Raw genomic sequence first — 17,754 nt, 5'->3', positions numbered from 1 at the left:
CAGCCTTTTCCCACGCAGACCGCCCGCAGCTACACTCGATGCTTTTCGAGGAACGCCCATGTCCGCGCCCAGCATGACCCTCTTCCACAACCCGGCCTCGCCCTATGTGCGCAAGGTCAGGGTGCTGCTCCACGAAACCGGGCAACAGAGCCGGGTGGCATTGCAACTGAGCCAGTTAAGCCCGGTGCACCCCGATGCGGCGCTGAACCTGGACAACCCCCTGGGCAAGATCCCGGCCCTGCGCCTGGCCGACGGCACTGTCATCCACGACAGCCGGGTGATCCTTGACTACCTCGACCACCAGCATGTCGGCAACCCGCTGATCCCCCGCGACGGCCCGGCGCGCTGGCGGCGCCTGACGCTGGCCTCAATGGCCGACGGGATCCTGGACGCCGCCGTGCTGGTGCGTTACGAACTGGCCCTGCGCGCGCCTGAGAAGCACTGGGAACAATGGCTCGAGGCCCAACGCGACAAAATGCGCCGGGCCCTGGCGGCCTTCGAGGCCCAGGCCATCGCCGAACTCGCCAGCCACTTTGACGTGGCCGCCATCAGCCTGGCTTGCGCCCTGGGTTACCTGGATTTTCGCCACCCCGACCTGCAATGGCGCACCGCCAACCCACAGTTGGCGGCGTGGTATGCCCAGGTCAGTCAGCGTGAATCGATGCGCGAGACTGAACCACCGCAGTAAAACCCCGGCATCGCGGTGGAGGGGCAAGGGTTATCGCGAGCAGGCTCGCTCCCACGGGCAAGCGCATTCCAACGTGGGAGAGGGCCGGGCGGCGCACCGCTTGCCCGCGATAGCGCCTGTAGGTCCCCCACAAAAACCTGCGCCAACCACATCACCAACCGCTCCCCTTCGCGCTGATCCTCGCGCAACCCCAGCGACCTACTCATCGGCCACCTCCAGCGCCTTGGCCGATTTGCCCGGGCCGATGCCATACCAATCCAGTTTGCGCGTCAGCACCATGAACACCCCCAGCAAGCCGAACAGCAGCAGCGAGCCCATCAGCAGTGCGTAGTCTTCAGCGCTGAGCAAGCCGTAGAGCAAGCCGTACAGGGCCGCCAACCCCGCCGAAAAACTCAGGCCATGGCGGGCGCTGCGCAGCACGTGGCTGACGTAAAAGCCGATCAACACCACGCAGGCACTGGCCGACAGCAGGTACGCCAGGGCAAAGCCCAGATGCTCGGACAACGACAACAGCAGCAAGTAGAAGAACGCCAAAGCCGCGCCCACCAGGGCGTATTGGATCGGGTGCACCGCCATGCTCTTGAGCACTTCAAAGAGAAAGAAGCCCGCAAAGGTCAAGGCAATGAACAGCAGCGCATATTTGATCGCCCGGTCGCTCTTGAGGTACTGGTCCACCGGGTCGATAAAGCTCACGCCAAAGCTGCGGCCGTTGAACTCCTCGCAGCGGGCGCCGTTGACGCAGGTGCTCATGGCTTCTTCGAGGTTGGTGGAGAAGAACGACGTCTGCCACTGGGCGGTAAAGCCGCTCTCGCCGATCTCGCGCCGGGTCGGCAGGTAGTTGCCGATAAAGCTGGGGTGGGGCCAGTTGGCCGCCAGTTTCACTTCGCTGGTTTTGCCCACCGGCGTCACTTGCAACTGGCCGGTGCCTTGCAAGCGCAGGTCGAAGCCGAACGGCAATTGCAAAGCCTTGGCCGGGTTCAGCGGCGGCAGGGCGACGCGCACGCCTTCACCCAACCAATCGACGTTGCTGCCGGGGATGAAGTCCAGGTCCTGGCCGTTGAACTGCAACGTGAGGGCGTTCTCGATGCCGCGGATATCGCTGATGCCAACCGCGACAAAGGCCTGCTCAAACTGATAGTCGGCAAAGTCTTCGTCGATACCCCACTGCGGGGGAATCACAAATTGGCCGCTGATGCGGTTATCGGCGTGGAACAGCCGCGCCTGGTAAATACCCCGCGAACGCAGTTCGGTCTGCACCTTACCGTCGAGCTCGAAACGCTCCGGCAGAAAGTACAGGCGCCCGCGCTGCTCACCGATTTCCTGGTAGCGCTGGTTGGTTTTTTCGTTGGTCTTCCAGGTGCGCACCACCTTGCGAAACGGCACGACCATGATCGGCCCGGTCAGTTGCTGGCTGTAGCTGGAGCTGCGGGCGATGTCTTCGAGCACGCCGTCGCGCAGTTGCTGGCGGTCCTGGATCATGCCGTCGATCATCAGCAGCGGAATCAACAACAGCACAATCAGTAGGGCAATGGCCCCTAGTTTTAAAGTCAGGCTGCGGTTCATGGGTGTCTCCCTGTTTGGATGGGGAGAGTCTGGGGCGCGTCGGTGGAGGCTTTATGGAGCGAATGTGGAGATTGTGTGGTGGTAGCAAGCGGGCCCGCCCGCAGGCTACTGGCAGGGGAGAAGGAGGGTAACTTGCACGCCGCCGTCGACATTGCCGATGCTCATGCGCCCGCCGTGCAGTTGCACCACTTCCTCGACGAAATTCAGGCCCAGGCCGGTGCTTTTGCGCCCGCTGTCGGGCCGTGGCAGGGAGTAGAAGCGCTCACAGAGCCTGGGCAAGGCATAGTCGGGAATGGCTGCGGCCTGGTTGAACAACGCCACTTCGACCTGCTCGCCCCGCCGCTGGGCCTGCAGCCGCAGCAAGCCGCCGGGCGGGGTGAAGTCGAGGGCGTTTTCCAGCAGGTTGCCCAGCGCCTGGCGCAGCAGGAACGGCTCGCCGATCAGGGCCAGGCCCGGGGCGATGGTGTGTTCGATGCGCACTTGCCGTGCCTCGATCCGCGCACTTTGCGCGCTGAGCAATTGTTCCCACAGCGGCGCCAATGGCACCGCCACCCGCTCTTCCAAACCTTGGCGCTGTTCCACCAGGGCCAGGTTCAGCAGGCGTTCGATCAACTGCTGCATGCGCGCGCTTTCACTGTCGATATTGCTCACGAAGCGCTGCTGCGCCGCCACCGGCATGTCGCCCTGGAGCAACTCCGCCGCGCCGCGAATCGCCGCCAATGGGCTCTTCAATTCGTGGGTCAGCGTGTGCACGTAGCGCTCGACGTAGGCCTTGCCCTCCAGTTGGGTGCGCATGTGCTCCACGGCGCTGGACAGTTGCGCCAGCTCACCACCGCGATAGTGCGGCACCTGGGCCCGGCGCCCTTCGCTGACGGCTTGGGCGTAGGCAGTGAGGCGGCGCAGCGAGCGGCTCAGCCACCACGACAGCAAGGCGCCGAACAACAGGCCCAGGCCGATCAGCGCCGCGCCGTACCACAGCAGCCGCCGCTCGGTGCGGTCGATATAGGGTTGCAGCGAGCTGTTGGGCTTGGCCACCGTGACCACGCCGATGATCCGGCCGTTATCGCGGATCGGCGCGCCCACGTGCATCACTGAAGAGGTGGAATCATGCGCATCGCTGCGGGTGGAACGTGCGCCGTATTCGCCGCGTAGGGTCAGGTAGACGTCGTTCCAGCGCGAGTAATCCTGGCCCAGGGCCAGGCCGCTGGAGTCGAGCAACACGATGCCCTGGGCGTCGGTCACGTAGATGCGGTGGTTGACCTGGTTCTTCGCCAAACCCCAGATGCTGGCTGCTGGCTGGCGGTCGCCGTAGGCCTTGAGCAGTTGTGGCCAGCGGCTCTGGCCCAGGGTGCCGGCCTTGACGTCGTCGCGCAGGATCTCGGCCATCAGGTTGGCGGTGTCCACCAGGGTTTCTTCGGTGGACTGGCGCACGCCGGGGCGGATTTCTTCCATCACCGTGTTCAGTACGAAGTAGCTGGTGAGGCCGATGAACAGCGCGTACACCAGGAAAATCCGCACCCCCAGGGGCATCAGCCATGCTCCGGGCTGTAGCTGTAGCCCAGGCCCCGATGGGTCTGGATCGGCTCGGCGTTGGGCGCCACCAGGCGCAATTTGGCGCGCACGCTTTTGATATGGCTGTCGATGCTGCGCTCGTAGCCGGCATCCGCCGCCACGCCCAGGGCATCGAGCAATTGCTCGCGGCTGAACACCCGCTGCGGTTGCTCCAGCAGGCAGTGCAGCAAACGGAATTCGTGGCGGGTCAGGCTCAGGGGCTGGCCGCGGTAGGTAATCAACACGCGCTCGGCATCAACCTGGAACAGCGGGCTGCAACCGGCCAGCGTCACCCGTGGCGCCATGCGTTTGAGGATGGCACGCACCCGCGCCGCCACTTCCCGGGGGCTGAAGGGCTTGACCACATAATCGTCGGCACCGATCTCCAAGCCCACCACCCGGTCGATCTCACCGTCACGGGCACTGAGGAACATCACCGGCACGTCACTGAAGCGCCGCAGTTGCTTGCACGTCTCGAAGCCGCTGATATCCGGCAGGCCGATATCGAGGATCAGCAGGTCCGCCGGGGTGTTGCGCTGGTGCTCAAGGGCCGCTGCGCCGAGGCTCAGCCAAGTGGTGGTGAAGCCCTCGCCCTGGAGGGCGAACACCAGGGTGTCGGCAATGGCCGCTTCGTCTTCGACAATCAGGATATGGGGCATGGCATCGGGCCAGGAGTGGAGTGCGCGAACGGTGCCCCAAGGCTGGGGCGCCGTCAATCGTTCAACAGTCAGGTTTGTCCGCGGTAAAACGCCGCGCCGGGTTCACCGCCGCATTGAATTCGCGCAGGGCCTTGGCGCCGATCAGCAACGGGTAGTTGAAGCTGCTGCGGTCGGTGAGGTTGACCTCCACCGTGCGCTTGACGTTGCCCAGGCACAGCTCCAGATCGACCACCGGGCGGCGCGCCGCTTCGGGGGTTTCTTCCTCGTCTTCGTCGGCGCGGCTCTTGATCTTGCTGATGCGCGCGACCTTGTGTTCGTAGACCTTGTTGCTCGCGCCCTTGGTCGCCAGGCGAAAGCGCACCCAGTCTTCGCCGTCGCGGGTGAAGGTTTCGATGTCCTTGGCCGACAGGGACGCGGTCAACGCGCCGGTGTCCATCTTGGCCTTGAGCACCTCGCCGCCGATCTCCGGCAACTGGATGTATTCGTAGCGCCCGTACAGGGTCGGTTCGGCGGCCAGGGCCGGCAGGGCCACCAGGGTCAGCAGTGCGAGAAGGGATTTCACGTGGGCAATGTCCTTGGAGTGGAAGCAGCGGGATTTTAGACCCCGGGCCGCAGGTTGGTTCCTCAGTTGCTCAACATAACGAGGCGCGCGTGAAACATTCGTGACCCCGGCAAAGTTGGCCTGCGCCACTAAGCTGCTTATCATGCCCCGTCCCACATGACCCAAGAGTTGCTTATGCGCCGCCTGCTCACCGGCTGTCTGGTTACCCTGCTGCTACTGCTCAACACCCTCGTGCTGTTTGGCCCGCTAATGGTGTTCGCCCTGCTCAAACTCCTGCTGCCCGGCCGTGGCCGCGACTACGCCTCCTGGGCGGTGATGTGGATAGCCGAGACCTGGGCCGAAATCGACAAGCTTATTTTCGCCCTGTGCATCCCCACCCAATGGGACATCCGCGGCGGTGAAGGCCTGCGCCGCGACACCTCGTACCTGGTCATCAGCAACCACCAGTCCTGGGTCGATATCCCGGCGCTGATCCAGACCCTCAACCGGCGCACGCCGTTCTTCAAGTTCTTCCTCAAGAAAGAGCTGATCTGGGTGCCGTTCCTGGGCCTGGCCTGGTGGGCGCTGGATTACCCCTTCATGAAGCGCTACACCAAGGCGTTCCTGGCCAAGCACCCGGAACTGGCGGGCCAGGACTTGAAGATCACCCAACAGGCCTGCGAGCTGTTCAAGCGCCAACCGGTGACCGTGGTCAACTACCTCGAAGGCACGCGCTTCACCCCCGCCAAACGGGCGCAACAGCAATCACCCTTCAACTACCTGCTCAAGCCCAAGGCTGGCGGCGTGGCCTTTGTGCTGGCGGCGATGGGGGAGCAATTGGATGCGGTGCTGGATGTGACGGTGGTCTATCCGTCACAACGGATACCGGGGTTCTGGCGCCTGATTTGCGGCGACGTGCCCAAGGTCATCATCGATATCCGCACCCGCGAACTGGACCCGGCGCTGTGGCAGGGCGACTACGAAAACGACCCGGTGTTTCGCCAAACGGTGCAGAACTGGGTCAACCAGCTCTGGACCGAAAAGGACGCGCGCATCGCCGCGTTGCGCGACGAGCGCCCCTGAATCAACCGGCGCTGGCGCCCCAGATGCTGCCCAGGCTTTGCAGCAGTGGGCCGCCAACGCCCTGCTCGCCCAGGTACTTGAGCAACACCGGAGCAAACTGGCCGATCATGCCGCTGTCCATCCCCAGCGCGCCGAAGGCACTGTTCAGGTCGGCAGTGTTCTTCACGTTGCCCAGGGCGTTTTCCAGGCCTGCGGCTTTGCCGGAGGCGCCAAGCAAGCCGCTCAAGGCGCCCAACTGCCCGCCACCGGACAACTTGTCCAGCCCCGGTACGCTCTTGGCCAACTGCGAGTAATCGGTGGAACTGAGCTGGTTCTTCGCCAGCCCCAACATCGCACTGGTGCCGCCCACCGCTTGCTGCGGCGTGACGTCCAGCGCCGATAGCGCGCTGAGCAGGCCAGCGGTCTGGGAAGTCGGCGCCGCAGCGGCTGCCTTGTCACCGCCCTGCATGCTCGCCGCCGCGCCCACCACATCGTTCAAGCTAAAACCGGCAAACACCGGCCCGGCCGCCAGGGCCAAGAGCGAAGCCAAAACCAAACCGCGAGACATCTTCATCGGGAACCACTCCTGGGGCTAAATACGGGCCCGGAATCGGGCGCAAAGCTGCCGATAAGACCGGCAAACGGGGGGCATTGTTCCACAGCCTGGCGAACATTGGAGCCTTGAATGCGGCGACTGGAAAACGATCTAACCGCCTTTGGGCGCTAGTCGAAAACAGTCTAGATACCTGTCATATCTGACAGTTACTCCACTAGGCAAAATTGCCCACCATGAGCACTCCAACCACATAAAGGAGTACAGCCCCATGCACACGCAATTGATTGCAGCCGTCCTGGCCACGATGGCATTGATGGGTAATGTCTACGCCGAAGAGGATTTATCCATCTGCCCGAAGGTGTCTGAGATCACGTCAGAAGGGAATGGCAAAGAAGGAAACCTCGCCGGCTTCACCTACACGGCCAAAGGAGTCGATGGGAAAGAGTGGACGGGAGAAACCATGGCCACCGACGACGACTTCCTGGACGCGAAGTACGCGCTCAAAGCCGAGTCGGTAGAGACTCAAGGCGCAAAGGTCATCTGCTCCTATGGCGGCACCGCTGTGACCGAAGGCGAGTTCGTTTCTAAGCCTTATTTGAAGATGGTGCGCCAGTAGGTGTCGTAGCAAGCGGGCTCGCCCACTTGCTACTTCCGCCAAAGGGTTTAGGCCGCGCTAAACAGCTTGTGCGGGTCGATCACAAACTTCTTCGGCACGCCGGCATCGAACTCGCCGTAGCCACGGGGGGCGTCGTCGAGGCTGATGACTTCCACACCGACAATATCGGCGATCTTGATGCGATCCCACATGATGGCTTGCATCAGTTGGCGGTTGTACTTCATCACCGGGGTCTGGCCGGTGTGGAAGCTATGGGACTTGGCCCAGCCCAGGCCGAAGCGGATGCTCAGGCTGCCCATTTTCGCCGCGGCGTCCACCGCGCCCGGGTCTTCGGTGACATACAGGCCGGGGATACCGATCTTGCCCGCCACCCGCACCACGCCCATCAGGGAGTTGAGCACCGTGGCCGGGGCTTCGTGTTTCACGCCGTCATGGCCGTGGCCGCGGGCCTCGAAACCGACGCAATCCACTGCACAATCCACCTCAGGCTCGCCCAGCAGCGCGGCGATCTGTTCGTGCAGCGGCGTGTCCTTGGACAGGTCGACCACCTCAAAACCCTGGCCCTTGGCGTGAGCGAGGCGGATGGAGTTGACGTCACCGATTATCACCACCGCCGCCCCCAGCAGGCGCGCCGATGCGGCCGCCGCCAGGCCCACCGGGCCGGCCCCGGCGATGTACACCGTGCTGCCCGGACCGACGCCGGCGGTGACCGCACCGTGGTAGCCGGTGGGGAGGATGTCGGAGAGGCAAGTCAGGTCGCGGATTTTCTCCATGGCCTTGTCGCGGTCCGGGAGCTTCAACAGGTTGAAATCGGCGTACGGCACCAGCACATATTCGGCCTGCCCGCCGGTCCAGTCGCCCATGTCCACATAACCGTAGGCGCCACCGGCGCGGGCCGGGTTGACGGTCAGGCACACGCCGGTGTGCTGCTCCTTGCAGGAACGGCAGCGGCCGCATGCCACGTTGAACGGCACCGACACCAGGTCGCCGAGCTTCAGGTTCTCGACGTCGCTGCCTTTCTCGATCACCTCACCGGTGATTTCGTGCCCTAGCACCAAACCGGTCTGGGCCGTGGTGCGGCCACGCACCATGTGCTGGTCGGAGCCACAGATATTGGTGGAGACCACGCGCAGGATGACGCCGTGTTCAATCTTGCGGCCACGGGGGTCCTGCATTTTCGGATAGTCGATTTTCTGCACTTCGACCTTACCGTTGCCGAGATATACGACACCACGATTGTCAGACATGTCAGTCACCTTTACTCATTTGTTGTTATGAAAAATCAGGAAGCGATTTGAGCGGCAAGCTACAAGCTGCAAGTGGTGTGCGGTGTACTGCCCTTACTTGCCGCTCGCCACTCAAAGCACCACCGTTCTGTTGGCATTCAAAAAGACCCTGCGCTCAATGTGATAACCCACCGCCCGGGCCAGGGTCTGGCCTTCGATGTCGCGGCCCTTGGCGATCAGGTCTTCGGGGTAGTGGCTGTGGTCCACCACTTCCACGCCCTGGGCGATGATCGGGCCTTCGTCCAGGTCGTTGTTGATGTAGTGCGCCGTGGCGCCCACCAGTTTCACGCCTTTGTTGTAGGCCTGGTGGTAGGGCTTGGCGCCCTTGAAACCGGGCAGCAGGGAGTGGTGGATATTGATCGCCTTGCCGTCCAGGCGCCGGCACAACTCCGGCGACAGCACTTGCATGTAGCGCGCAAGGATCACCAATTCGGCGCCCGCCTCCTCGATGATCTGCAGCACCTGGCGCTCCTGGGACGGTTTGTCGTTGGGGTCCAGGGGAAAGTGGTAGTAGGGGATCTGGTGCCAGTCGGCCAGGGGCTTGAGGTCCGGGTGGTTGGACACCACCGCCACCACCTCCATCGCCAACTGGCCGATGCGCTGGCGGTAGAGCAGGTCGTTGAGGCAGTGGTCGGCCTTGGACACCATGATGACCACCTTGGGCCGGTGGTGCGGCGGGGTCAGCTCGAAGACCATGCCAAAGGCAATGCCCCGCTCGGCCAGGCCGGCACGAAAGGCGAGTTCGTCAAAACCTTCGGGCTGGCGGAACTCCACGCGAATGAAAAACCGCCCCGAGAGCCGGTCATCGAAGGAATGGTGTTCGGTGACGTAACAGCCTTGCTCGAACAGAAAACGGGTCACCGCATCCACCGTACCCAGCACGCTGGGGCAGTCGGCGGTCAAAATCCATGTGTCGGGGGCGCGGCTCATTGCTCGGTGACTCCTCTGGGTGACGGGCCCGGGTAGCAAGCGGGCTTGCTACCCGGGGCAGTGTCATATCAGGCCTGCACGTTCAGGCCATACTCGGCCGCGGCGTCCTGCAACCACAACCACCAGTAATCCGAGAAGCTACGGCGGATCAGCAGTTCCCAGGTGTCGGGCGCGGTATGGCGGATCACCAGTTGGGATTTGGCGAACACCGTGCCCACGGCCTTGCCCACCGGGAAGTTGTTGGGGTGCACGTCGTAGCTGGTGGATTTCATCAGCACCTGGCGCACGTTCGGGCCGCTGAGTTCGAGGATCTGCTGGCCGCCGCTGACGTTAACGATCTGGATATGCAGCTCGCCCAACGCTTCGCGTAGTTTCTGTTCGGCAGCGAATTCTTCACCGCCCGGCAGCACCAGCAGCCACTCGTCCGGGCCGAGCCATTGCAGGCTGGTCTCGCCCTTGACGATCACAGCCAGCGCGCCGGGCAGTTCGATACCCAAAGCCTTGTGCACGCCGGCGGCGAAGGCCGGGTCGTGGCCGTCGCCCCGGATCGTGAGGTGGCCCAGGAGTTTGCGTTCGCGCACGGTTACGCCGGCGCTTTTGCGGCCCTTGCCGGCCAGGCTGGCGAGGTCGGCGTGATGCAGCGAAGATTCGGCTCTGGCCCCCGTAGTGGGGCGTTGTTGGTAAACGTTGGCTGCGGTCATAAAGCACCTGTGCGAATTCTGTGGTGGCTGTTCTGGCCTCACCGGGGGCAAGCCCCCGATGCAGGCGCGTGGGTCCGTCAGATGTTCTGGCGATCGCCTTTAGGGTCGAAGAACACTGAGGAAACGATCTCGGCCTCGATCACGCTGCCGTCCGCCTGGGGCGAGAACACCCGCTCACCGAGGCGCTTCAAGCCGCCCTTGACCACCGCCATCGCAAACGAATAGCCGAGGGAGTTGTGGGCATAACTGGAGGTGACGTGGCCGACCATCTTCATCGGGATCGTCTGCTTGGGGTCGAACACCAGTTGCGCGCCTTCCGGCAGCCACACCTTCGGGTCGATGGGCTTGAGGCCCACCAGTTGCTTGCGCTCGTCATGCACGCAGTCCTCGCGGTTCATTCCGCGCCAGCCGATCCACGAGAACGGCTTGGTGCGGCCCACGCACCAGCCCATGTTCAGGTCGTCGGGGGTCATGGAGCCGTCGGTGTCCTGGCCGACGATGATGAAACCCTTCTCGGCCCGCAGCACGTGCATGGTCTCGGTGCCGTAGGGGGTCAGGTTGTACGGTTTGCCGGCCTCGACGATTTTTTCCAGTACGCCCATGGCGTAGTCGGCCTGCACGTTGACCTCGTAGGACAGCTCGCCGGTGAACGAGATGCGGAACACCCGCGCCGGTACGCCGCCCACCAGGCCTTCTTTCCAGGTCATGAACGGGAAGCCGTCCTTGTCCAGGTCGATGTCGGTGACTTCGCTGAGCAGCTTGCGGCTGTTGGGGCCCGACAGGGTCATGGTCGCCCAGTGGTCGGTGACCGAGGTGAAGTACACCTTCAGGTCCGGCCATTCGGTTTGTTGGTAGATCTCCAGCCACTGCAACACGCGGGCCGCGCCGCCGGTGGTGGTGGTCATCAGGAAGTGGTTGTCGGCCAGGCATGCCGTCACGCCGTCGTCGAAGACCATGCCGTCTTCCTTGCACATCAAGCCGTAGCGGGCCTTGCCCACGTCGAGTTTGGTCCAGGCGTTGGAGTAGATGCGGTTGAGAAACTCACGGGCGTCGGGGCCCTGGATGTCGATCTTGCCCAGGGTGGAGGCGTCGAGCAGGCCCACGCTGTCGCGCACCGCCAGGCATTCGCGCTTGACCGCCGCGTGCAGGTCTTCGCCATTGCGTGGGAAGTACCAAGGGCGTTTCCATTGGCCGACGTCCTCGAACTCGGCGCCGTTCTTCACGTGCCAGGCGTGCAGCGCGGTGTAGCGCACCGGCTCGAAAATATGCCCGCAATGGCGGCCCGCCACGGCGCCGAAGGTCACCGGCGTGTAGTTGGGGCGGAACATGGTGGTGCCCATCTGGGGGATGGTCACGTTCAGCGAGCGGGCGGCGATGGCCAGGCCATTGACGTTGCCCAGCTTGCCTTGGTCGGTGCCGAACCCCAGGGCGGTGTAGCGCTTGACGTGCTCCACCGACTCGAAGCCTTCACGGGTGGCCAGTTCGATAGCAGCGGCGGTGACGTCGTTTTGCAGGTCGACGAATTGCTTGGGCGCCCGCGCCGTGGTTTTTTCGTGGGGCACTTGGAACAGCGCCAGGGTTGGCTCTTCGAGGCGGCTCAGGGCCTTGGGCAACACCCCTTGCACCGCGCCGAAACCCGCTTCGCTGGCAGCACGCACGCCGCCCTCGAAACCGTCGGCCAGGGAATCCCCCAGGCCATACACGCCGTTGATACCGCCGACGCACACGCGTTTTTGCGGGGCATTGCCCGGCACAAAGCCCAGGATGTCTTCGCGCCAGGTCGGTTTGCCGCCCAGGTGCGAGGCGAGGTGGACCACTGGACTGTAGCCGCCGGAGCTGGCCACCAGGTCGCAGTCCAGCCATTCGCCGGGGCTGGTGACGGTGTGGGCACGTACGTCGATGGCGGCGACCCGGGCACCCGTCACATGCTTGCTGCCACGGGCCTCGATCACTGCACTGCCGGTGAGGATGCGGATGCCTTTGGCCCGCGCCTCTTCCACCAACGCACCGCGTGGGTTGTGGCGGGCATCGGCCACGGCCACCACGGCCAGGCCTGCGTCGAACCAGTCCAGGGCCACGCGGTAGGCGTGGTCGTTGTTGGTCGAGAGCAAGAGTTTTTTACCCGGCGCCACACCGTAACGGCGCACGTAGGTAGACACCGCGCCGGCGAGCATATTGCCCGGCACATCGTTGTTGCCGTACACAAGCGGCCGCTCGCAGGCGCCGGTGGCCAGCACCACGCGCTTGGCCCGCACACGGTGGATACGCTGGCGCACCTGGCCGATGGGCGCACGGTCGCCGAGGTGGTCGGTGAGGCGTTCATGAATGGTCAGGAAGTTGTGGTCGTGGTAGCCGTTGACCGTGGCGCGCGGCAACAGCAGCACGTCGGGCAGCACTTTCAATTCGGCGATGACGCTGGCCACCCAATCCATGGCCGGTTTGCCGTCCAGGCTCTCGCGTGAATCCAGCAGGCTACCGCCGAACTCTTCCTGCTCATCGGCGAGGATTACCCGTGCACCACTGCGCGCGGCGGCCAGGGCGGCGGCCAGCCCGGCGGGGCCGGCGCCGACGATCAGCACGTCGCAGTGCTGGTTCATGTAGTCGTAGGTGTCCGGGTCGTTCTCGGTGGGCGAGCGGCCCAGGCCCGCAGCTTTGCGGATGTACTTCTCGTAGGTCATCCAGAACGACTGCGGGTACATGAAGGTTTTGTAGTAGAAACCCGGCGGCATCAGCTTGCCGCCGACCTTGCCAAGAATGCCCATCACGTCGTTGTTCACGCTTGGCCAGCCGTTGGTGCTGGTGGCGACCAACCCTTGATACAGCGCCTGCTGGGTGGCGCGCACGTTGGGGATCTGCGTCGCTTCGGTGGCGCCGATCTGCAGCACCGCATTGGGCTCCTCGGCACCGGCAGCGAAGATGCCGCGCGGGCGCGAATACTTGAAGCTGCGCCCAATGATGTCCACGCCGTTGGCCAACAGGGCCGCGGCCAGGGAGTCGCCCTCAAAACCCTTGTAGCTCTGGCCGTTGAACGTGAAGGTCAAGGCTTTGGTGCGGTCGATCCGGCCACCGTTGGCCAGGCGATTGATCTGGCTCATACCTTCTCTCCCAAGGCCGGCGCGGCCGCTTTGGTGTCGCCTGCGCTGGCCGTGAATTGCGGCCGGGTGCCGATCTTGTAGGTTTCAAGAATTTCGTAGGTGAGGGTGTCGCGGGTGGCGTTGAAATACTGGCGGCAACCGGCGGCGTGAATCCACAACTCGTGATGCAGGCCACGGGGGTTGTCGCGAAAGAACATGTAGTCGCCCCACTGCTCATCGGTGCAGGCGTTAGGGTCGAGCGGGCGCGGGATGTGGGCCTGGCCGGAGGCGTGGAATTCCTCTTCCGAGCGCAGCTCGCCGCAATGAGGACAGAAGATATGCAACATAGGGAATTTCTCCTGTTAGTGGGCGACGGCCGCAGCGCCGTGTTCGTCGATCAACGCACCGTTGTGGAACCGGTCGATGGAAAAAGGCGCCGCCAAGGGGTGCATTTCGCCCTTGGCCAGGCTGGCCGCGAAGACGTTGCCCGAGCCCGGCGTGGCCTTGAAGCCGCCCGTACCCCAGCCGCAGTTGAAGAACATGTTCGGCACCGGGGTCTTGGAGATGATCGGGCAGGCGTCCGGCGTGGTATCGACGATGCCGCCCCATTGGCGGTTCATGCGTACCCGCGAAAGCACCGGGAACATCTCGACGATGGCCTGGATGGTGTGCTCGATCACCGGGTACGAGCCACGCTGGCCGTAGCCGTTGTAGCCGTCGATGCCGGCGCCGATCACCAGGTCGCCCTTGTCGGACTGGCTGATATAGCCGTGCACCGCGTTGGACATAATCACGCTGTCGATGATCGGTTTGATCGGCTCCGAAACCAGCGCTTGCAGCGGATGGGATTCGATCGGCAGGCGGAACCCGGCAAGGCCGGCCATGTGCCCGGAGTTACCGGCCGTAACCACGCCGACGCGCTTGGCACCGATAAAACCCTTGTTGGTTTCGACGCCGATGCACACGCCGTTTTCCTTGCGAAAACCGATGACTTCGGTCTGCTGGATCAGGTCCACGCCCAGGGCATCCGCCGCCCGGGCAAAGCCCCAGGCCACGGCATCGTGGCGGGCCACGCCGCCGCGCCGTTGCACGGTGGCGCCCAGCACGGGGTAGCGGGTGTTTTTCGAGCAATCCAGGTACGGGATTTCGTCGGCCACTTGCTGGGCGTTGAGCAATTCGCCGTCAACGCCATTAAGGCGGTTGGCGCTGACCCGGCGCTCGGAGTCGCGGATGTCCTGCAGGGTGTGGCACAGGTTGTAGACACCGCGCTGGGAGAACATCACGTTGTAGTTGAGGTCCTGGGACAGGCCTTCCCAGAGCTTCATCGCGTGTTCGTAGAGGTGCGCCGACTCGTCCCACAGGTAGTTGGAGCGCACGATGGTGGTGTTGCGCGCCGTGTTGCCGCCGCCCAGCCAGCCTTTCTCGACCACGGCCACGTTGGTGATGCCGTGCTCCTTGGCCAGGTAATAGGCCGTGGCCAGGCCATGCCCGCCGCCGCCGACGATGACCACGTCATAGACTTTTTTCGGGGTGGGCGTGCGCCACATGCGCTGCCAGTTTTCGTGGTGGCTTAAGGAGTGCTTGAAGAGGCCGAAGCCCGAATAGCGTTGCATAGTCGTTACTCCAAAACCGCGCTCAGCGATAAACCGGGAAGTCCGCGCACAGGGCCGCGACATGGCGCGCCACATTGGCCTCGACATCGGCATCGCCGAGGTTGTCGAGGATGTCGCAGATCCAGCCGGCCAGTTCCACGCACTGGCTGACCTTGAAGCCGCGCGTGGTCACCGCCGGGGTGCCGATGCGCAGGCCCGAGGTGACGAACGGCGACTGCGGGTCGTTGGGCACCGCGTTCTTGTTCACCGTGATGTGCGCCCGGCCCAGGGCCGCGTCCGCGTCCTTGCCGGTCAGGCCCTGGCGGATCAGGCTGACCAGGAACAAATGGTTGTCGGTGCCGCCGGACACTACATCGTAGCCGCGTTTGATAAACACGCCGGCCATGGCCTGGGCGTTGTCGATCACCTGCTGCTGGTAAACCTTGAAGCCAGGCTCCAGGGCCTCCTTGAAGCACACCGCTTTACCGGCGATGACGTGCATCAGTGGGCCGCCCTGGGCACCGGGGAACACCGCGGCGTTGAGTTTTTTCTCGATCGCTTCGTTGGCCTTGGCCAGGATCAAGCCGCCACGGGGGCCGCGCAGGGTCTTGTGGGTGGTGGTGGTGACCACGTCGGCGTAGGGCAGCGGGTTCGGATACAGGCCGGCGGCGACCAACCCGGCGACGTGGGCCATATCGACGAACAGCAGCGCGCCGACCTTATCGGCGATCTGGCGAAAGCGCGGGAAATCCAGGGTCTTGGAATAGGCCGAGAAGCCGGCAACGATCATCTTCGGCTGGCATTCCACCGCCAAGCGCTCGACTTCGTCGTAGTCGATCAGCCCGGTGCGGGTGTCGATGCCGTACTGCACGGCGTTATACAGCTTGCCCGAAGACGACACCTTGGCGCCGTGGGTCAGGTGCCCGCCGTGGGCCAGGCTCATGCCCAAAATCGTGTCGCCGGGCTGGATCAAGGCCAGGTACACGGCGCTGTTGGCCGAGGACCCGGAGTGGGGCTGGACGTTGGCGTAATCGGCGCCAAACAGCTGCTTGGCGCGCTCGATGGCCAGCGCCTCGACCTTGTCCACGTGCTCGCAACCGCCGTAGTAGCGCTTACCCGGGTAGCCTTCGGCGTACTTGTTGGTCAGGCCGCTGCCCTGGGCCTGCATCACCCGCTTGCTGGTGTAGTTCTCCGACGCGATGAGTTCGATGTGGTCTTCCTGGCGTTGCTCCTCGGCATTCATCGCCGCCAGCAGTGCATCGTCATAACCCTGGATCTGGTCTTGCTTGCTGAACATCGCATCTCTCCCAGCGGCGGCGCTGCGCCATTCGTCTCGGTGAGGCAAAAGCCCTTAAGGCCGTGCCCTTTGGATGCGATGGTAGGGCTGGCGCAGGCCGGCCAAATGCCCATGGACGCCACGCAGGGGTTTGTTTGCGACATGGGCGGCCAGCGGCCATTCGCGCATTGCGGCTAAACACTCCCCGGCAGTACTGGCGCGGCCCTCAATGGGCGAAAAACCTCTCATACGCCAGCTCCAAACGCTGCAAGAAACCGGGGTCCGGCGCGGTGGATAACCGATGGATCGCCCGGCGGTTCATGTAGTGCCGGGCATGCACCCACGCGCCGAAGGCCGTCTCGATATCCGACTCGGCCATGCTGTCGTGGATGTCGCTGAGAAAGTGCGGGTACAGCGCTTCGATCTCGGCGATTCGGCTGCCGGGGTTGTTCCACAGCCAAAACAACGCCTGGGCCTGCGGGTCGCTGATGAAGATGTCCGGGGCCACTTCGCCGTCGAGTTGGCGCCGCGCTTGCGGCGGGTCGAACTGCGGGCCGGAGCGGGCGTGGCGGTCCATGTAGGCCAACTCGTCGGCCAGTTTCTGGTAGCGGCCAAAGGCTTTGGGGTCCAGCGGCACGCCCAGGCCCCAGCCACGGGTCTTGCGCCCGGCGCTGTGCTGGTGCTGGTCGTACCACATGCGCAGCCAGTGGATGAAGATCACCGTGTGGCCGCTGAGTTCTTCTTCGATGGTTGTCGGCAGTAGGCTGATAAACAAGGGCGCTGCCGGCACCGTGCATTGGTACGCCGAGGCTTGCGCGTTGACGATCTGCGGCTTGAAACGCTCGGTGGCCCGGCCCGACTCAAGCACCAGCGAGGGGATTTCCCGGGTGGTGGCCGCCAGTTGCTTAACAGCGGCGCGGTAGTTGCGCTGGAAGGTGGTGATTTCGGGGGGGATGAGGAAGGTTTGATATAGCCGGGCATCAATATCCTCCAACTTTTCCAGGCTCGGCATCGGCACTCCCGCCGCGTAGGCGCGGTGATACATCATCTGCAACGGGTACCGCGACACGTTATCCGACACGTTCTCGTCATCCTCATCGGCCCCACCGCCGACATCGACCTGAGCACCGGGGAACAAACGCTCCTGGCGGGGCCCGCGACAGTCCTCGGGGTCGGCGCCGAGCATGCTCAGGGGTTTGTAAAAGCGCAGTTCGTGGGCGGCGGCGTAATGCACGCAACGCTCAACCTGGGGCGAGAGGTGCAGTTGCGAAGACACCTGGTTACTCAGTGGCATAAACCCCGTCAGCAGGTTGTCGTCATAGCGGTTGGTCACGCAATCGAACAAGCCCATGAACCGGATGTGCAAGGGAATGCCCTGGTAAGCCCCGCCCTCCATGAGGCCTTTCAGCAGGCGTTGGGCAAAGGCCAGGGCCAGGCCACCGCCCATGTCGTAGCCGAAAATCGCCACGTTGATCTTATGGATCGGCAGGCGCTGCTGGGCGCTCATCACCGCCAGTTGAAAGTCGCGCCGGGCGGCGTTGAGGCGCACCTCCACGCCGGTATTGAACAGCGCGGCCCCTAGGGAGCCATCACGCACCCAGCCCCAGGACTCGGCCACAGCCCCTGCCGAAACCTTGGCCCCGGCTTGCCCCGCCGACT

At 64.0% G+C, this 17,754-nt stretch carries 16 protein-coding genes; 3 read left to right on the top strand and 13 right to left on the bottom strand.

Features of this window, described 5'->3' with window-relative positions:
• Positions 1 to 58 precede the first annotated feature (58 nt).
• Positions 59 to 688, top strand: a complete 630-nt coding sequence (locus AC19YR_RS20485; RefSeq protein WP_500599903.1) for a glutathione S-transferase N-terminal domain-containing protein — start codon at positions 59 to 61, stop codon at positions 686 to 688.
• 198 nt (positions 689 to 886) lie between these two features.
• Here the strand turns inward: AC19YR_RS20485 and creD are convergent, their stop codons facing one another.
• From creD to rloA2, 4 genes are all read right to left on the bottom strand, one after another.
• On the bottom strand, positions 887 to 2,251 hold the full coding sequence (gene creD, locus AC19YR_RS20480) for a cell envelope integrity protein CreD (RefSeq protein WP_095110919.1): 1,365 nt from the start codon (positions 2,249 to 2,251) through the stop codon (positions 887 to 889).
• 105 nt (positions 2,252 to 2,356) lie between these two features.
• Complete coding sequence (gene creC / locus AC19YR_RS20475) at positions 2,357 to 3,781, bottom strand: two-component system sensor histidine kinase CreC (RefSeq protein ID WP_500599901.1); 1,425 nt, start codon at positions 3,779 to 3,781, stop codon at positions 2,357 to 2,359.
• Entirely contained in the window at positions 3,781 to 4,461 is a 681-nt protein-coding gene (gene creB / locus AC19YR_RS20470; protein ID WP_500599899.1) for a two-component system response regulator CreB, read from the bottom strand. Before creB ends, creC begins: the two co-directional genes overlap by 1 nt.
• Positions 4,462 to 4,522: 61 nt before the next feature.
• Entirely contained in the window at positions 4,523 to 5,023 is a 501-nt protein-coding gene (gene rloA2 / locus AC19YR_RS20465; RefSeq protein ID WP_095110922.1) for a retropepsin-like aspartic peptidase RloA2, read from the bottom strand.
• Between the two features lie 174 nt (positions 5,024 to 5,197).
• Here rloA2 and yihG point away from each other — a divergent pair, with 174 nt between their 5' ends.
• A complete protein-coding gene (gene yihG, locus AC19YR_RS20460; protein ID WP_095110923.1) occupies positions 5,198 to 6,085 on the top strand; it encodes a 1-acylglycerol-3-phosphate O-acyltransferase, YihG family in 888 nt (295 codons plus the stop codon).
• Between the two features lies 1 nt (position 6,086).
• On the opposite strand, the gene AC19YR_RS20455 is transcribed toward yihG, so the two are convergent.
• Positions 6,087 to 6,638: a DUF2780 domain-containing protein gene (locus AC19YR_RS20455; RefSeq protein WP_095110924.1), complete on the bottom strand. Its 552-nt coding sequence runs from the start codon at positions 6,636 to 6,638 to the stop codon at positions 6,087 to 6,089.
• Positions 6,639 to 6,888: 250 nt separating this feature from the next.
• Between AC19YR_RS20455 and AC19YR_RS20450 the strand changes: the two genes are divergently transcribed.
• On the top strand, positions 6,889 to 7,236 hold the full coding sequence (locus tag AC19YR_RS20450) for a DUF3757 domain-containing protein (RefSeq protein WP_095110925.1): 348 nt from the start codon (positions 6,889 to 6,891) through the stop codon (positions 7,234 to 7,236).
• A 47-nt stretch (positions 7,237 to 7,283) separates the two neighbouring features.
• Here AC19YR_RS20450 and fdhA read toward each other — a convergent pair whose 3' ends face one another.
• The 8 genes from fdhA to AC19YR_RS20410 all read right to left on the bottom strand — a co-directional run.
• Positions 7,284 to 8,483 (bottom strand): formaldehyde dehydrogenase, glutathione-independent, encoded by a 1,200-nt coding sequence (gene fdhA, locus AC19YR_RS20445; protein WP_095110926.1) that lies wholly within the window; start codon positions 8,481 to 8,483, stop codon positions 7,284 to 7,286.
• A 111-nt stretch (positions 8,484 to 8,594) separates the two neighbouring features.
• On the bottom strand, positions 8,595 to 9,452 hold the full coding sequence (gene purU, locus AC19YR_RS20440) for a formyltetrahydrofolate deformylase (RefSeq protein ID WP_095110927.1): 858 nt from the start codon (positions 9,450 to 9,452) through the stop codon (positions 8,595 to 8,597).
• Between the two features lie 68 nt (positions 9,453 to 9,520).
• Positions 9,521 to 10,153, bottom strand: coding sequence for a sarcosine oxidase subunit gamma (locus AC19YR_RS20435; protein ID WP_095110928.1), 633 nt, complete (start codon positions 10,151 to 10,153; stop codon positions 9,521 to 9,523).
• Positions 10,154 to 10,230: 77 nt separating this feature from the next.
• Positions 10,231 to 13,248, bottom strand: coding sequence for a sarcosine oxidase subunit alpha (locus tag AC19YR_RS20430; RefSeq protein ID WP_500599896.1), 3,018 nt, complete (start codon positions 13,246 to 13,248; stop codon positions 10,231 to 10,233).
• A complete protein-coding gene (locus AC19YR_RS20425; protein WP_095110930.1) occupies positions 13,245 to 13,574 on the bottom strand; it encodes a sarcosine oxidase subunit delta in 330 nt (109 codons plus the stop codon). The genes AC19YR_RS20430 and AC19YR_RS20425 overlap by 4 nt, the downstream gene beginning before the upstream one ends.
• A gap of 15 nt (positions 13,575 to 13,589) precedes the next feature.
• Complete coding sequence (locus AC19YR_RS20420) at positions 13,590 to 14,840, bottom strand: sarcosine oxidase subunit beta (RefSeq protein ID WP_410019505.1); 1,251 nt, start codon at positions 14,838 to 14,840, stop codon at positions 13,590 to 13,592.
• Between the two features lie 22 nt (positions 14,841 to 14,862).
• Complete coding sequence (glyA, locus tag AC19YR_RS20415) at positions 14,863 to 16,116, bottom strand: serine hydroxymethyltransferase (protein ID WP_095110932.1); 1,254 nt, start codon at positions 16,114 to 16,116, stop codon at positions 14,863 to 14,865.
• Positions 16,117 to 16,321: 205 nt separating this feature from the next.
• A partial coding sequence (locus tag AC19YR_RS20410; protein WP_500599894.1) for a phospholipase effector Tle1 domain-containing protein occupies positions 16,322 to 17,754 on the bottom strand: 1,433 nt, incomplete at its 5' end.

It is taken from the genome of Pseudomonas sp. MF08817 (assembly GCF_059862705.1).
The sequence above is the reverse complement of the archived record's forward strand: the minus strand, read 5'-3'. Positions and strand labels throughout refer to the sequence as shown.